The following is a 15,837-nucleotide window of genomic DNA, read 5'->3' on the forward strand; positions in this document are numbered from 1 at the left end:
CTTAAACATATAAAATCCTATCAAAATGCAAACTGTACATATTAGCATTGTATAAATCAAGATAAAACCTCTGTTCCTTTTTTGCCAAAGCACCTTTCATATTCATCTCCATATTTGTCTATTATTTTTATATAAATCACATTACCTTTTTCCTCAACATCAAATCCCTTTATACTATACATAATATTATTATAATTTATAGGATACTCAGTATCATAAGATATGATAAGGGTACTTCCATAAAGTTCAATAAAACTTTGTCTATCAGAGATAAGATTTATCATACTCCTACCATACTTACTTGTTTTCTCTACACTTGTACTTTTAGTAATTTTATATTCTATAAATATAAAAGCTTCGTTTATATAAAACTCTTCTAAATCTTTATTTACCTCCAAATAATAAACTTTATTGTTTAACACCAAACTTTTTACTCCTATTAAACTTATAGTTCCTATTAAAGCCAATGATATTACTAACTCTATAAGGGTAAAACCTCTTTTTCTCCTTGCCATGCTGTCCTTATATTTATCTTTTCTTGTGGATAATATAGTTTAATAGAAATTATATAATTTTCTTCTTCCTTTAGCATTAATTCTATATAAGCATTGGTGTTCAAAGGTGCAGATTTTATTATTTCGTTTAGCCTATTTTCTTTTAGAATGTCTACCTTAAAATCGCTTTCATCAATATATAGTTTCTTATTTTCCAAAGACTTGAAGTCTTTAAACTCTAAATTATATACTAAATTATTTTTTAATGCTTCTGTAAAATAAGAATACCTTTGTAAATTATCATTGTAGTTTTTTATTCTCAAACTTTTTACTATCATTGATGTATTCACAGTTATAGCTATAGATAATATAGATATACTGCATAATACTTCTATGATCGAAAAACCTTTTTTATTTAATTTGAACATGGGCTGTCCCCACACATAATGAGAGTACATGCTCTTCCTCCATTCTATCTAAGTATTTAATTGTGCAAGCACTTGTGGTAAACCCTAAGTTATCTATCAAAATAATACTGTCATACGCATTTATATACGTAAATCTAAAATTACTAGGGATACTATACCTATATATGGGTATACCTCTGCAGCTTAGAACTATAGTACCACTGTCTTTATTAAATTTTAATGAACCAGTTATATTGTTTTCTCTGCAATACTGTTTTGAATTATTTATTATATTTACTATGGAGTTATTACAAAACTTATAATCCACTCCATTTTGTAATTTAACAAAATAATTATGTTTAAATACTCCATAGGATATTAAAATTCCTATTATGCTCATAACCATTAACGTTTCTATTAAAGTAAAACCCTTTTTAAATGCTTTCAATATTTAATTCGCCTCTTAACTGATATTATTCTATGATTCACTATTGTCTTCCACTGTAATTTCACGCGAAGGACTTAACTCATAATTATTCACTTTAGGGTCTATAACAAAGGAATATTGCTTATTATCCAATGTAAAACTTACTGTGAGTATACCATTACTTGGTACAGCAGATAAACTTGACACATCACCCACAAGCTCCTCAATGTCTTGTGTTATTTCTTTTTCGTCAAACTCTCCCCCTCTTTCTCCATAACTAGCCATAGCTGCAGTGTATATTTGTTGCGCTTCATTTTCAGCTTTTAAATTCTTAGCTTTTGTCATATATCCATTAAATTTCGGAAGCATAAAGCTCATAAGTATAAGTGCTATTGAAATAACTATTAAGAGTTCTATTAAAGTAAAGCCTTTCTTTGCACCTCTATTGCAAATTATATTTTTGATACTTTTCTTATTCATTTTTATTATCTCCTCCTTGATTTGACTTAATTTAACAAGCTATTAAATCCATAATATTCATCATTGGAATCAAAAGTCCTACAACTATACTTCCTACCATAAAAGAAACTATAATTATCATTACAGGTTCTAAATATATAGATAACTTATCTACTTTTTCATAAATCTCCTGTAAATACATATCTGCTACCTTCAGTAACATTTCTTCTATATCCCCCGCTTCTTCTCCCACTTCTAACATGATAATCTTTTCTTTATCAACTAAATTTAACTCTCCAAAAGCTTCTGAAATTGCTTCTCCACTTTTAAGTTTATTTAGTACTTCTAATATCTTTTCTTTAAAAAATGTACTGCTTAATGAACTTTGAAGCTTCTCTAAGGAACTCAATATATCTATGCCAGATAAGAATAAAAAGCCAAGATAGTAAAATATCTTTTGGAGCTCATATTTCCTAAATAAATTACCTATATACGGTACTTTGTACACTACTCCTTTACAATCTTTTGTTTTACTAATTAATTTTGACCTAATTCCTATAGATGCAAAAATTAAAATTGCTATAATGAAAAAGATATTGTTATATGTTTCTTGGAATACAAAAATTATAATCTTTGTATATGTAGGAATTTCTCCACCAAGATCTTTTAAGGTTTGTAAAAATTCAGGAAGTATGTTTGTTATAAGAAATGATGTAATGCATATTGACGTTATAAAAACTATGAAGGGATATATAAATGCTTTTTTGATTTTTTGTATAAGTTTCATCTCTTCTTTATAATGCATTGCTAGATTATTTAATATTTCTACAAGCTTTCCACTTTGTTCTCCAGCAAACATCATCTCTATAAAAAGTGATGGATATATATTTTGTTGAAATTTTAAAGAAGAATAAAGACTTTCGCCCTTTAAAATATCCTCATTTATTTTAATCAAGCTCTCCTTTAGTTTTTTATTTTTAGTCTTATCTGATATTAAATTTATAGCTTGAATTAAATTTATTCCTGACTTTAATAATATTGCAAGGCTTCTACATAACATATATAAGGTATTCTTTTTTATTTTTTTGTTAAAATTCCATAAATCACTTTTCTTTTTATAACCTAAAAGGTACCATCCATTTTTTCTTAAATCATATTCAAGTTTTTCAATACATTCACCTTTAAATATACCTTTTTTATATTTGCCATCTAATTTTTGGGCTTTATAACTATACATACTTTCACATCTCCTATACTTTTTTCACTTCATTAAGACTTGTAACTCCTAAACTTACAAGACTTAATGCATTTTCCTTAAGAGGCATATGATTTAGTGAAGTATTATACTTGTTAAATTCATCTATAGAAAAGTTCCTAGCAATTATCTTTTTATGTTTTTCATCTATTTTGATAGCTTCATAGGTTACAGTTCTTCCACTGTAACCAGTTCCATTACAGTATGGACATTCATTCCTACTACCTATATCCTTACAATGGACACAGAGTTTTCTCACAAGTCTTTGAGATATAATTCCAACAAGTGCATCTGATACTAAATAGGGTGGAACTTTCATATCTAAAAGCCTTAAAATAGAAGATGCTATGTCACTAGTATGTAACGTAGAAAAAACTAAATGCCCTGTTATTGCTGCCCTCACTGCTATTTGTGCCGTTTCTTCATCTCTTATTTCTCCTACTAATATTACATCTGGATCTTGTCTTAATATGCTATTTCATAATCTAATGATATCCAAAAAGTATATAAATATACTAAAATGAAGAGTTTAAGCGATTTTTTTAACTTTCACATTAGATGAAATTTATATATTTTAGAAACTTATTTTTGACGTATTTTTGACGTCAAATGAAAAAGGAGCCAACTAGGCTCCTTTTTTATATTTATATTTACATTTACTTTTAAATGTTAAATAATAATTTTATTATTATGTTAAACTTATAAACCTTTAAAATATGGCAAACTCCAAGACTTAGTAACTCCATCTCCATTCATAACTACTTGTATTTTGAATTTAGTCGGTTGCGATAGTTTACTTACATAGCTTTTATACGCTGGTTTTCTAAATTCAACTAATTGATCTTTAATAGTTATCTGAGGCAACCCATTGATATATTCATCTGGAAAAAATATCTCCTTTAGTGAATTTATTCTATTAAGAATATCAATAATACGATTGTCTCCATCGTTCGAAAGAGTTACTTCGTGGAAACGAATATTATAGTTCTTTAATAAAATTTTTTTAATCGTCTCTGCAGTATAGTGAGAAATAAAATATAAGTTAATCATCTGATCTCTAATATCTTTATTATATGAAATAGCTGTGAACATTCCATTATATGTTTGATGTATTTCCTTATTAGGTTCAATTACTCCATTTTTATTTACACCTTCAATATAATAACCTAATGTTTTTCCAAAGATTGATGTAGTCTCAACATGACAGTATCTAGCATGATTATGTTTAGTTTTGTTAACAATTAGAGCCAATTTCGATCTATATGGTTCAATATTTCTTTTATACTCTTCAACCAAAGGTTTGTCTATTTTTTTTAACCATTTATCAGCAAAAATAATCTCTTCATTCACTTTACATTTTGGATAAAAACATTTCATAATTAAATATCCATCGTCAATATATGCCATCAGTGAATCTAATAATTCTTTATGAGCAAGGTCAATTTTCTCAAAATTCCTAGATGAACGCTCTAACTCTTCTAGCATATTTTCAAAAGCACGAAAAACTCTGCTAATCGAAACTGAATAAATTCCTAAAGGTTCTCTTAGCTGATGTTCATTATGAAATAATATATTATTGGGTAAGTTAATAAGAATATTATATAACTCAGTATTATAATTTCCTGAACTTTTTATTCCTCTTGCTATGTACATATAAACCACCTCATCCACCAAATTTAAATCTAAATATTTACAATGTAGTAAATTAGAATTATGATTTAACTTTATTATATAACTAATGGTATACATTGTAAACTTTTGTCAAGAATTAGTACAGAGGTGATACTTATATGCTAAAGTCTTATATAGAAATAGATGAGTGCATTGGAATAGGTTCGTTTTTATTGTGTATTATATTAATTAGTATTTGAAAAATAAGCTCAAACTCAGTTACCTGAGCTTGAGCTTATAATACAATTTCTTTTAAGAAAGAGTATATAGCTAAAGTTTTGCTATATACTATGACTTCAGAACCTTTATATTTTCTTTGAGCAGAATAGTTTATTCCATAAGTTTCATTTTTAAATTCTTTATACATATTTTTAATTTCTTCAACATTGTCATATGTTACTATCCAAGAATGATACTTTATTGTCTTAATTTTATTAGACAATGATAAGTGATCTTCATGCTTGTAAAAATTTGTATATAAGCTTTCTCCTTTATTATAATATGGAGGGTCAAAAAATATAAAGCTTTTTCTCTTTAATTTTTTTATTACATCATCAATTAATTTTTCTGTATCTAAATTATACAATCTTATTTTATTTCTATATGATGAAATTAAATTTATTTTATCAATTATTTGTTGTTTGTTAAACCTACAATCAAGCTTATAATTTCCGTCTTGCTCTAGTCCACCTATTACCCCGGCTTTTAATATCCCTGACCTATTTGTTCGATTTAAAAACAAAGTTGAAAATCCAAGCGTTAACAGATCTTCATTATTTTTATTTAATTGAATTACTTTTTGCCTGTGCCATTCCTCTATTGTTATCTCTGTACTTCTTATTTTATTGCATAGTTCATCCGAATGGTTTATCACAGAATACCAAAATGCATATATAGACCTGTCATAATCGTTAATAATAATATCATAAACATGTCCATTTATAAGAAGATATAATGCTACTGCCGCTCCCCCACAAAATGGTTCTACATAAGTAGACTTATTTAATTTTTTTTGATAGATTAATTTTTCAACACAAGTAGCTAACTTATTTTTCCCACCTGGATATCTTAATGGTGAATAATTCACAGCATTATCCTCCTAAATGCAAACAAATTTCTCATCTAATTTTAACATACATTTCTTTGTATGGCCAGAAAAATATATTATTAGTTTCTAAAGTGCTTTCCACAAAGCAGATACAAAAACCTGAAAATTATTCCACGATATTATTAATTCTTTAGGGCTAGGATATATATCTTTATTATGTACATAGCTATTAAATGTATTAATTGATGTTATACTATTTGGGGATGAAATTGCTTTATTAACTGGCTTTGCTTCATTATCAGTTATTAAATTCTTTTTTCTTAATGATTCTAATACCCATTGAAGTTTTTTGTTTAACTTTGCATTTTCGTCTATTTCTTTTGTATTCTGTTTCTGTATATATTCGTCTACACTTAATTCTATAAATACCCTAAATAGAATAGCTGCTGCATTAGTAAATTTGCTAACTTCCAATGATTTTAGTTCTTTATAAATATCATTTATTCTTCTATTACTAATTTTAACAATAAAATTAGTAGGTATTAAATATTTTCTATCGTATGAAAATTTTTTATCTCTAATCTTATTACTTTGTTTAACTTCTCCACTGTTTTTACTGTCTTTATTACTGGTTTCATCTATGTTGTCTTCTATTTTGTCCAAAATATTTATTTGAACGCTATCTTCTTTAGATTCTTCTATCTTATTTTTATTCGAATAATTATTTGCATTATCCATTAATTCTTGATTGTTAACTAATTTAACTTCCTTATCTAATTTTTTATTTACATCAGGTAAGTTTTCTAAATTGAATTCACTTATATAATCAAGTCTTTTATCTTTTGTATAAATGTCTTTTACTGAAAAATCCTTCTTTGATAAGTCTGCTACCAACTTAGATAACCCCTTCGTCAATTCATTATCCGGATAAATTTTATTTAGCTCACCCTTCTTTAATGTAAATCCAAGTGTTTCTCTAACATGTGGATCTCCTATTAATCTCTCAATGTTTGTAATAGAGATTTCATCTATTGCTTCTTTTTGCTCTTTATTAAATTTATCGCTCTCTTTAATAAAGTCGATTAGTTGTAATGCTACTGGTTTTTTACCACTAGTTTTTAAATCAAATCTTCTTTTTGACTCTGTATCCCAAGGAACTGTCCCTTTTCCTTTATTTTCACCAGTATGTTTAAGGTCTATCCACTTATAAGAATCCTCTTCTTTTTCAAATACTGCACACATTATTTCTGTCTCTAAATGAGTAGATTTATTCTGCAAAAGATTATTAACCCTATTACACATTTTTTTATCTATATCTTTTATTATATCAGGATTATTAATAATTTTTAAAGATGTAACCCTTCTATTTCCTTCAAGAACAACATATGAGTTGTCTAATTGAGTAACTGCAATTAGTTCTGTTGGATTTAATCCATTATCTATAATATCTTTTATTAGATTTGTTACTTTTTCCCCCTGCTCTTTAATCATGGTCTCTAATGCTTCATATTGATTTTCTACAGGATTATACCTAAAATTTTCAGGGTTGATTAATAGTTGATCTAATTTTATTATTTCTATTTTATAACTATTCATTTATTCTTCAGTCACTCCTTATATAATAAAAATATAATTTTAACTATTCGTAGTAGTTTCTTTTTATATTTTACAACAAAATTTTCCAAGTTGTCCACAATTTCTACAAAAAACAAAAAATCCCCGAGCTTCAGCCCGGGACCATATCACTTATTTAGCAATTTTTCTCTTTTCCTGTTATTTTAAAATATTTTTAAAAAAATAAATACTCTATACATTCAAGGACATTATTGTTTCATATACCTGATTCAGCTCTTCATCTTTGCCAGTTATTGTGTTCGGCAAATTCCTTATGTCATTAACTTTACTAGTACCAAGCTCTTCAAATGTTGGCAAGCCTTGTCCTAATATAATTAACATATCATAATATAGAACGGCTCCAGTAATACTTTTGGCTTTTATATACATTTTAATTTTGTCCACTGTTCTATCTGGGTGTAATGCTGCCTGTGCACGTGTAGATCCTTTTCTGTCAATTTCAATCTTATCGTCCTTAAATATAATAGTTGTGCCTGAACTCAAATTAAACTCCATTGATATTCTCTCCTTCTAGTATTAATGCTATATATAAATATTCTCTAATCTATTTTAAAATCCTTCATTTTTTAATCAAATAAAAAACCATGTAGTCTAGAAAAGCTACCTGTTCTTTTACTTTAATGGTACTTTTATAATTATTTGATTTTCTGCTACAACCTGCCCATCTTTATTATATCCTCTAACTACTATTTTATAGGTAGAACCTTTGGAGAAGCTATATCCACCGTTTCTTGTGGTTATAACCTTACTAGTATTCTTTTTTAATAAAGTATAGTTAAAGTTTAAAGGTGTTAAGTCAAATGCCCATGAAGATCCTTTATCAGAGTCCACCCATGCAAAGACTCTTATAATGTCATTTGAATAATCTCTAATTATAAGATTTATCCCAGATGCTCCACCTCTGTAACATGCATAAGCTCCACCATCTATATTAATGAAGCTATTTTTTATATTATCATACTTATTTAGTCCATACTGCTCTATTAAACTGATAAGCGACTTTGCGTAAGTTGGAGCAGTTGCATATCCTGCTTTCTGTAAAGCATTTGCTTGTCCTGCATAATCCTTTGCTGAGAAAAATCCATGCTGATTATATCTAGAATTATTCACTAAGAATAGTGCATGATCCTCTATACTTTCAGCAAAACTGTTATACACCCTAAAATAATCATTTATTAAGGTTTTCTTACCATTATAATATTCATAAGTTGCATAACTTTTCTTTGATCCTATCCATCCCCCTATGGCTTTTACACCGAATAGATTTTTACTTTCTTTGGCTAATGTGCTGTTTCCCCAATTACTTTCTAATATGGCTTGTGCAATTGTTATACTTGCTAGTACTCCATGTGCTTTCATTGAAGCTATAGCTCCATCTTTGACACTATTTATAAAATCATTTATATAAGACATAGATCATTCCTCCCTTTTATCAATACTCTGTTTAAATAACTGATTAGCATATACAGTTACTCCCGTAACCAATACACCTTGGATGATTGCATTTATATTAACTCCCATTAAAGCTATGGCCCCAATCACACCCACAATTAGTAAGATCCAAGGTATGCACCAATCTTTAATTTTGTTAGTGTTTTTTAACATTCTACCAAGTATATATAATACTGGTATTAAAATAAGAGATTGGTCAACTACATACTCCATTAGGTTAATTTCCATAAAAATTCCCTCCAATTATTTTAATAATATCCCTACGGCTGCCACTATAAGACTACCGGCAACAGTTCTCCACATCCAAGTATTATTCTTTTCTAAATCGTCAATTCTGTGGTTGGCTACTTTTAATTTATCCTCCAAATTGCTTAATTGTAATTTCATTGCATCTGACATATTACCCAAAAGCACCTCAATTTTAACTAATCTTTCTCTTATATCTTGGATTGTTTCTTGCTGATCCATCCCATCACTACCCTTCATTTTTAATCTGTTGTAATATAAAAAGGGAATCTAAAAGATCCCCTTAATATCTAACGTTGCCGCCTAGATTTTTAAATCTGTTTAATACTCTTTCTTTAGGTATTCTCTCGAACCTTACAAAATTATAATTATTAAGATCAAGGCCTTGTTTAACCGTAGATCTTACGCCGCCAATAATTAAAGGTGAAGTCACTAAGGTTCCAACTTTGTTATTATTCCTTACTGTTACCAAGATCATTCCTTTACTCGCAATTAAGCCATCATAGTTGGCCATATTAGATCACCTCACTTAATTTGTTTTAACGGCAATAACTGACGGAACAACTCCATTGTAATACCCTATAGCCGCACCCAAAAGACCAATACTTGCACCGGCGTTGATTGCATATTGCGAAAGGGCAAACACTTGATATGTGTCAGATCCAATGGTAATAGTGTCACCGTTAACAATGTTAGTATTTGGCAAACCATATAAACCGCTTAATACCCCAAGTGGGCCGGAGTTAATTAAACCCGTTCCACCATCTCCAGTAACTGTTATAGGAGTTAATAAATATAATCCCATGGGATTTGGGTTAGACCCATTTAAGTTACAAATTGTTCCGGCGATTTTATTGTATAAACCATTAGATGCTTTATGCCAATATGCATTCCCCACCCCATTACCGGGATTGCTATTATAAATATTAGAACCAACTATAAACTGGTTTGTGTAATTTGATCCCTCGATGTTAGTTGTTGGATCGGGATAACCAAGGTATAAAAATTGAGGATAAGTCAGAGTTGTTGCTAAATGCCTTTGAATTACAATCAATATTCTGTGATCTTCAATATCAACAATATAATCAAATAATGATGTTGGGGTGCAATTTATATTATCACTTTGGCAAAAACACCAACCTTGAAACCCCCCCTTATTTGTAAAGGTTCCATTTATCCCATTTGTGGCGTTTGGTACATAATCATCTGCTAACCAAATAAGAAAATGGTTTCCACCGTTACCCGCCGCCGCGGATGTTGTTACAACACTTAAATCTATACTCTTTAAGTTTAAAATTACACTTTGACCCTTTGTTCCTATAGGTGGACTTTTAAAAACATAACCATCGTTCATGGTACCTGTCCATTTAAAATCATTTGTTTTATTACTTGAAATCTCTGTCCAGTTAGATCCGGCACTTAATATGGCATCATGTATCGCTTGTAATAAATCTTGTTTTTGACACGTTCCTTTTACTATCATGGTTTACCCCCTCTTATTGTCCTAAGTATGTTTCATAAAAATGTGCTGAGTTTTCACATATTATATTTAATAGATTTTGAACTTGGCTTAACGTATCATCCTTCATATAATCCCAACCCACTAACCTTTGCATTTTTAATATATCGATGATTTTATTGAAATCCTCATCGGATACAGTTTCACCGCTCATTAATCTAGTAAATAACATTATAAATTCTGTTTTTGTTAGCATTACACTTTAACCTCCAAGCCTAATATTTTTAAATTCAATACTACTGGTGCGTTTAGATTCCAGTTAGTTAGTTCAGTATGCAGCTTATTTGATGTTGTCGGCTCTTTATCTTTGTATGGAATGAATAAACTATCGGTGTAATGGGATACTCGACCGGTATCATACAATAAAAATCCATCCACAACCTTATCCGTGATTTTGAATTGAAAGTTGCTGCCATCTTCAATATCTAAATATACGGTTGTGACTATCATTGATTCATCACCCAAGTCATAATCCCTTTGGATTGTTTCTCCCGCCTTTAAGGATATAACATCGTTTAATTCCATATATTTAAAACCCCCTCCCGATCCACTCGCACCGGAATAATTTATAATGGCCTCATAGATCTGTTCGCTGCTCCATGTTGTTGATCTTGATGTGGTACTATCATCAAGTATGATCGTTGCACTCGTATTTACACTAAAAAACTCACTCATTGGCCTACCTCCTAGTTAATTACTAATTGAAAATCTCTAACGTAAAAACTGTTATTTGCTGCGTTTTTGGTTACTTTCACATAGATCTGTTTTTCTTCATCGATCGCAAAATCCAGTGTTATGGTACTAGAATAAGTTAAGCCATCCAAACTAAGTTCGATCAAGTCATTTCCGCTTGTTTGTGTACCAATTACGATCCCCGTATATGCAACACTACCAATATTCTTAATATTGATTACCTCATCAAGATCTTGGAGTAATGCTGGTGCCATATTACCAACTACATTACCAAGGTATGTAATTTCAAAATTGTAAGGACTAAACACCCAAACATCACCATATCCAAAAGTAATACTATTACTAGTAAATAAAATAGACCCTAACGGGTCTTTAAATACTAAATAACCATCTAAATTGTTATAATCTAAGAAGATATTACATTCCATTGTGGCATCAAATATCCTCGTTTTTAATAGATTGTTGCTTGAATCGTATAACTCGCATATTGTATCTTCCGGAAAGTTCTGCACAGTAACATATGGGCCGCGATATACCTTATAACTATCAAGTATAAACGGTTTATTATTTAACTTCCTAAAACCTTGTTTTAATAAAGGCTCGGCATAACTCATCCCACCTACATTAGTGTAATTTATTCCATCCATACTTGAATAAGCTTGTATGTAACCATCTTCCCTTAAGATCTTCCAATATTTATTTTGATTAAGTGGATCTTTGTCTTTGATCCCGAAAGAAATGTTATCATTGCCAAGATATATCATTGAGAAATCGCCAACATCCACGTTATCGAAATTCTCTTTTTCGAGTTCGATCACGAAATCAGTAAATTCAAATTTTCTTTCTATCTTGATATCGTTAGATATTAATTGCAGCTTACCTGTTGAAATATCTCTCGTTACGTTAGCACTCCCGGCGAAATCACCAAAAGGTGAGGCCAAGAAAAAATTCTCGGCCTCTAATAATCCATTTTTAACTTTTAATAGTTTCATAAGATCAACCCCTATACATTAGGTGTCATTAAGAAGTCATATGGTACAAACTCAACAACTTGTATATCTTTTGTAGCCGTACCGTTGGCCAATATGTCATGCGCCTGTTCTAGTGCATCATTATAACAATTTGTAGCATACCCGGAAATTAACTTTCCACTTGCATCGGTTACATATCCATATGGTAAACTAACTAACGTTTTTCCCTTGATTATTCCCCACATCTTTTGACGTGGTTTCTTAAAATCAATTGTACTTGTTAATACTGACATAATATAAGTACCTCCTAAATTAACTCTTGTATGAGTTTATTTTTCTTCTCAAAATTTTGGCTTTCAATGAAATAATGACGTTTACCCTTGTTTTTATCCAAAGGTGTCATTAAATCGGCATTTTGGGCCAATTTATTGTAATTTCTTTCCTCATCCATGGCCTTTGGGTTTCTCCAAATTGGTACACGGTTAAAGTGATGCCATTTTAAATATTCCCTTAAATTTTTTACTAGGATTCCAATAGCTTGAAGGCCGCTCGTAGTATCCAAGAAATACACCTTTTCTGCCTCCCAACGTATCCACCTATAGGCCCTATAATAACTATGGTTCGGATATGATGTACTCATGGAGTACCAATCGTAAAGTAATTCCATAAGTAATTGTACTGCCTCTTTACCGCTTACACTTAACCAACCTTGTACATTTTTATGCCATATCATAGTGATAATGTTTACTATATCCACCATAATTTCAATTGATATTGAAGCTGGTGGGACATTTGCATCTTTACCCCAATCTTGGCCCCACTCAATCGGATGGTTAGTATATCTTAAGTATTCATACTTATAATTATTTAATAGTGATGCCATTTGGCCATAATCTTTATTAGGTACGATTAAATGATCCTTTAATGATGTATCATTTAACCACCACCAACGTTTTGTTACCTCAATGAATTTATTTTCACGTGGTAACTCTATTTCCTTTATCAAAGTTCCATTTAAGGATATTGATCTTTCTTTATAAATATCATCAACACTTAGGTTAAGGATTGGTTTTTGATACTCTTTATATACTTGCGTAACTATCATATCATTTAGGCCAATGGAATCAGCCTTAACTGCATCTTTAATGTATATTCGATCCGCGTACTTCTCTTGGATCTTAAATATATCCGTTGTATGCATCCTATCCACATAATCATTACTGATCTTAGATATATTAGTATTTTGTAGCCTTGTGAAAAGTCTTCTGGTGCTCTTTGAAATATTGAACATCTTAAGTGGTTGCATTAACTTATATTCTTTTATACGGTCAATATCTTGGTTCGCCATTCTATAGAAAAGGTGCATACTTGTGTCCTTATCCATAAGCTTTTCGCCGATCCTTTCAAGATCTGCCGCACCCACATGTTGATCGATCAATACAATGGCCTCGTTAGTAATTAGTTTGGTTGAATCATGGATTGTAATATCCTCGATATTTTCATTCATAATCAACCTTTGTGATTCATCGCGGCCAATATCCTTATTATTAACTCTTTCAACCCTGTTGATTGTATGATCCTTGATGATCTCAGATTCAGCGATACGATCAATACAATGGCCCTCGTTATATTTGCGGATTTCTCCACTCTGTAATACATCCAATAATGGCCCGTGTTTTTCTTTTGATATATTAAAAGGGTCACCTTTGGATATATTCCAAACTTTAACCTTTGAAACTTCAATCGGTGATTCAGCACCTAAATAGGTTTCGTGGGCATTGTATATATCACACTTACCGTTTCGATCTATTTCAACGTTTATGTTGCTGCATTTATTCAAACCGGCCAACTGATGTATATTAATGAATTTAACGCCTTGTAAACACTCCATTAATAAAGGTGTTACGTTCTCAAATTCCTTTGATGCTACCATGTTTATTTCACGTAACGGCGGTTTCAATTCGATAGATGTGGCCTTATTTAATTTAATATCGGGTTTAGTCAATGTCTTCAAGCTTGTTCTCTGGATTTCTGGTGTTTCTCTGCGAAATGTTCGACTATGCTGGATATTAATTTCTTTGGTATTTGCCAATAATGATTTTTTAACCATACATTTTTCAATTTCGAATAGATCCCTAAACATATACTTTCTAACGACAACCTTTTCAATCTCTGTTACTCGATCGATACTCGTTGTCTTTTGGGTATCATCCTTATTGATCTTGGTGGTAGTATCATAATAAAAGGTTCCACTAGAGGAAATATCCCTCACATACTTAAAATCACATAAGGGAATAACATTATGTAAGGGCATATTAAATCACCTACTTTTATTGTGTTGCCTTATAACATCTTATCGCTACGCAATAATTTACATTGGCACTATTATTCAAGAAGTGGTATGGTGCTGTAATTTTGAATTTTTTATAATATTCTTCGTCTGTTGTATCTTTTTTATATGCTAACTTGTCCATATCATAGATACTTGATGCATCCCCGGCAAGGACATTAATCATTTTACCTCGTTCCATATCCACCGGATGAACCAATGTAATATCGGAAAATTGGTGTTTCTTGTGATTCCATCTTGATCCTTCAACGTTGCATTTGTCCATAAATGGATTAGTTGCGTAAAATGCGGGATAATGAGGTTGGTAAGGTAAGCCGATTTTATTCGCCACCATACAAATATCGGTGATCCCTGTTGCCGTTCTTTCGCCGTAAGATTGGCTATATGGTGGCTCAACGTCTGAACTTGTAGTAATGCCAAAATTATAAATGTCATCTGTTGTCGCTGAATCTTCAATTGGCTTAAGTGCTCCAATATACGCATAGCTTGTTAAATAGTTCGAATATGGCGCAACGTCTGCGGATGGATCGCCTCTTAAGATTAAATTTATACTGTCTTTTGTTACATTTATCCAATATTGAACAGGTAAAAAATCTTTTATATTGGGTTGTACTTTTCTGTACCAAGCTAAACGATGCACATAATCTTTGTCGATTACAAGATCATCACCCGCTGCGTTTAACTCTGTACCTATTTGCATTACGATGTTATTTATCGCGTTACTCTTAGTCTTAGCACTAACATACACATCATAATCACCGGATTTACTCCATTTTGGAGATACACCCGCCATAACTTCCAACACTTCTGCATCTGTTCTATGAGAGGTACCGACACCATTAAAATAACTGTGCAACTCTTTGAAATCAAGTAATGCTTGTTTTTCGGCTTGGGATAAGTCGGCCATTAACCTATCAATCTTAAGATAGAATGACTTTCCAGTGCTTGTATTGGCTTTTAATATGCATTTATCATTCGCACCACCTACGTTATACTTGGTTTGAACCAATGAGGTTGTACTTTCATCGGTTATTAAATTAACTGTTACCCCATCCGTTAGTGCTCCAATGTCTGTGATTGCTGCGGGATAAACTAACTCCCAATTATATATCCCCGCATTTTGAGTGATCTCCGTTACTAATGTTTTAACTAAATTTTTAACACTTGAATTACCTTCTACATAATAAAAATTTTCTGCCATTTATTTCAC

Annotated in this window: 21 protein-coding genes; all 21 read right to left on the reverse strand. The window is 30.7% G+C overall.

What is annotated here, in order from left to right; genetic code table 11:
• Positions 1 to 56: 56 nt before the first annotated feature.
• The 21 genes from JOC70_RS03625 to JOC70_RS03725 all read right to left on the reverse strand — a co-directional run bounded on the left by JOC70_RS03625 (position 57) and on the right by JOC70_RS03725 (position 15,828).
• Entirely contained in the window at positions 57 to 515 is a 459-nt protein-coding gene (locus tag JOC70_RS03625; RefSeq protein ID WP_204597519.1) for a type II secretion system protein, read from the reverse strand.
• Positions 482 to 922, reverse strand: coding sequence for a type IV pilus modification PilV family protein (locus JOC70_RS03630; RefSeq protein ID WP_204597520.1), 441 nt, complete (start codon positions 920 to 922; stop codon positions 482 to 484). The genes JOC70_RS03625 and JOC70_RS03630 overlap by 34 nt, the downstream gene beginning before the upstream one ends.
• A complete protein-coding gene (locus JOC70_RS03635; RefSeq protein WP_204597521.1) occupies positions 906 to 1,349 on the reverse strand; it encodes a type II secretion system protein in 444 nt (147 codons plus the stop codon). Before JOC70_RS03635 ends, JOC70_RS03630 begins: the two co-directional genes overlap by 17 nt.
• A 30-nt stretch (positions 1,350 to 1,379) precedes the next feature.
• Entirely contained in the window at positions 1,380 to 1,808 is a 429-nt protein-coding gene (locus JOC70_RS03640) for a type II secretion system protein (RefSeq protein ID WP_204597522.1), read from the reverse strand.
• 31 nt (positions 1,809 to 1,839) lie between these two features.
• On the reverse strand, positions 1,840 to 3,024 hold the full coding sequence (locus JOC70_RS03645) for a type II secretion system F family protein (protein WP_204597523.1): 1,185 nt from the start codon (positions 3,022 to 3,024) through the stop codon (positions 1,840 to 1,842).
• 13 nt (positions 3,025 to 3,037) lie between these two features.
• On the reverse strand, positions 3,038 to 3,514 hold the full coding sequence (locus tag JOC70_RS03650) for an ATPase, T2SS/T4P/T4SS family (protein WP_204597824.1): 477 nt from the start codon (positions 3,512 to 3,514) through the stop codon (positions 3,038 to 3,040).
• 227 nt (positions 3,515 to 3,741) lie between these two features.
• Positions 3,742 to 4,695 carry a hypothetical protein gene (locus tag JOC70_RS03655; protein ID WP_204597524.1) on the reverse strand — a complete coding sequence of 318 codons (954 nt, stop codon included), beginning with the start codon at positions 4,693 to 4,695 and terminating at the stop codon, positions 3,742 to 3,744.
• Between the two features lie 253 nt (positions 4,696 to 4,948).
• Positions 4,949 to 5,800: a DNA adenine methylase gene (locus JOC70_RS03660; protein ID WP_204597525.1), complete on the reverse strand. Its 852-nt coding sequence runs from the start codon at positions 5,798 to 5,800 to the stop codon at positions 4,949 to 4,951.
• A gap of 87 nt (positions 5,801 to 5,887) precedes the next feature.
• Positions 5,888 to 7,357, reverse strand: a complete 1,470-nt coding sequence (locus JOC70_RS03665) for a hypothetical protein (RefSeq protein WP_204597526.1) — start codon at positions 7,355 to 7,357, stop codon at positions 5,888 to 5,890.
• 210 nt (positions 7,358 to 7,567) lie between these two features.
• Positions 7,568 to 7,891: a hypothetical protein gene (locus JOC70_RS03670; RefSeq protein ID WP_204597527.1), complete on the reverse strand. Its 324-nt coding sequence runs from the start codon at positions 7,889 to 7,891 to the stop codon at positions 7,568 to 7,570.
• A gap of 117 nt (positions 7,892 to 8,008) precedes the next feature.
• The gene (locus tag JOC70_RS03675) at positions 8,009 to 8,809 is read right to left on the reverse strand and encodes a glycoside hydrolase family 73 protein (protein ID WP_204597528.1); all 801 of its coding nucleotides are present in this window, start codon (positions 8,807 to 8,809) and stop codon (positions 8,009 to 8,011) included.
• A gap of 3 nt (positions 8,810 to 8,812) precedes the next feature.
• Complete coding sequence (locus tag JOC70_RS03680; protein WP_207755219.1) at positions 8,813 to 9,076, reverse strand: phage holin family protein; 264 nt, start codon at positions 9,074 to 9,076, stop codon at positions 8,813 to 8,815.
• 15 nt (positions 9,077 to 9,091) lie between these two features.
• Complete coding sequence (locus tag JOC70_RS03685) at positions 9,092 to 9,316, reverse strand: hemolysin XhlA family protein (protein ID WP_204597529.1); 225 nt, start codon at positions 9,314 to 9,316, stop codon at positions 9,092 to 9,094.
• 61 nt (positions 9,317 to 9,377) lie between these two features.
• Complete coding sequence (locus JOC70_RS03690; RefSeq protein WP_204597530.1) at positions 9,378 to 9,608, reverse strand: hypothetical protein; 231 nt, start codon at positions 9,606 to 9,608, stop codon at positions 9,378 to 9,380.
• A 15-nt stretch (positions 9,609 to 9,623) separates the two neighbouring features.
• The gene (locus JOC70_RS03695; protein WP_204597531.1) at positions 9,624 to 10,577 is read right to left on the reverse strand and encodes a hypothetical protein; all 954 of its coding nucleotides are present in this window, start codon (positions 10,575 to 10,577) and stop codon (positions 9,624 to 9,626) included.
• A gap of 13 nt (positions 10,578 to 10,590) precedes the next feature.
• A complete protein-coding gene (locus JOC70_RS03700; RefSeq protein ID WP_204597532.1) occupies positions 10,591 to 10,809 on the reverse strand; it encodes a hypothetical protein in 219 nt (72 codons plus the stop codon).
• Positions 10,809 to 11,288, reverse strand: coding sequence for a hypothetical protein (locus JOC70_RS03705; RefSeq protein ID WP_204597533.1), 480 nt, complete (start codon positions 11,286 to 11,288; stop codon positions 10,809 to 10,811). Before JOC70_RS03705 ends, JOC70_RS03700 begins: the two co-directional genes overlap by 1 nt.
• Before the next feature lie 11 nt (positions 11,289 to 11,299).
• A complete protein-coding gene (locus tag JOC70_RS03710; RefSeq protein WP_204597534.1) occupies positions 11,300 to 12,298 on the reverse strand; it encodes a hypothetical protein in 999 nt (332 codons plus the stop codon).
• Between the two features lie 11 nt (positions 12,299 to 12,309).
• Entirely contained in the window at positions 12,310 to 12,570 is a 261-nt protein-coding gene (locus JOC70_RS03715) for a hypothetical protein (protein WP_204597535.1), read from the reverse strand.
• Positions 12,571 to 12,584: 14 nt separating this feature from the next.
• Complete coding sequence (locus tag JOC70_RS03720) at positions 12,585 to 14,591, reverse strand: hypothetical protein (protein ID WP_204597536.1); 2,007 nt, start codon at positions 14,589 to 14,591, stop codon at positions 12,585 to 12,587.
• Positions 14,592 to 14,607: 16 nt separating this feature from the next.
• Positions 14,608 to 15,828, reverse strand: a complete 1,221-nt coding sequence (locus JOC70_RS03725; RefSeq protein ID WP_204597537.1) for a hypothetical protein — start codon at positions 15,826 to 15,828, stop codon at positions 14,608 to 14,610.
• Positions 15,829 to 15,837 lie beyond the last annotated feature (9 nt).

Source organism: Clostridium pascui (assembly GCF_016908015.1).
GTDB lineage: Bacteria > Bacillota > Clostridia > Clostridiales > Clostridiaceae > Clostridium_AK > Clostridium_AK pascui.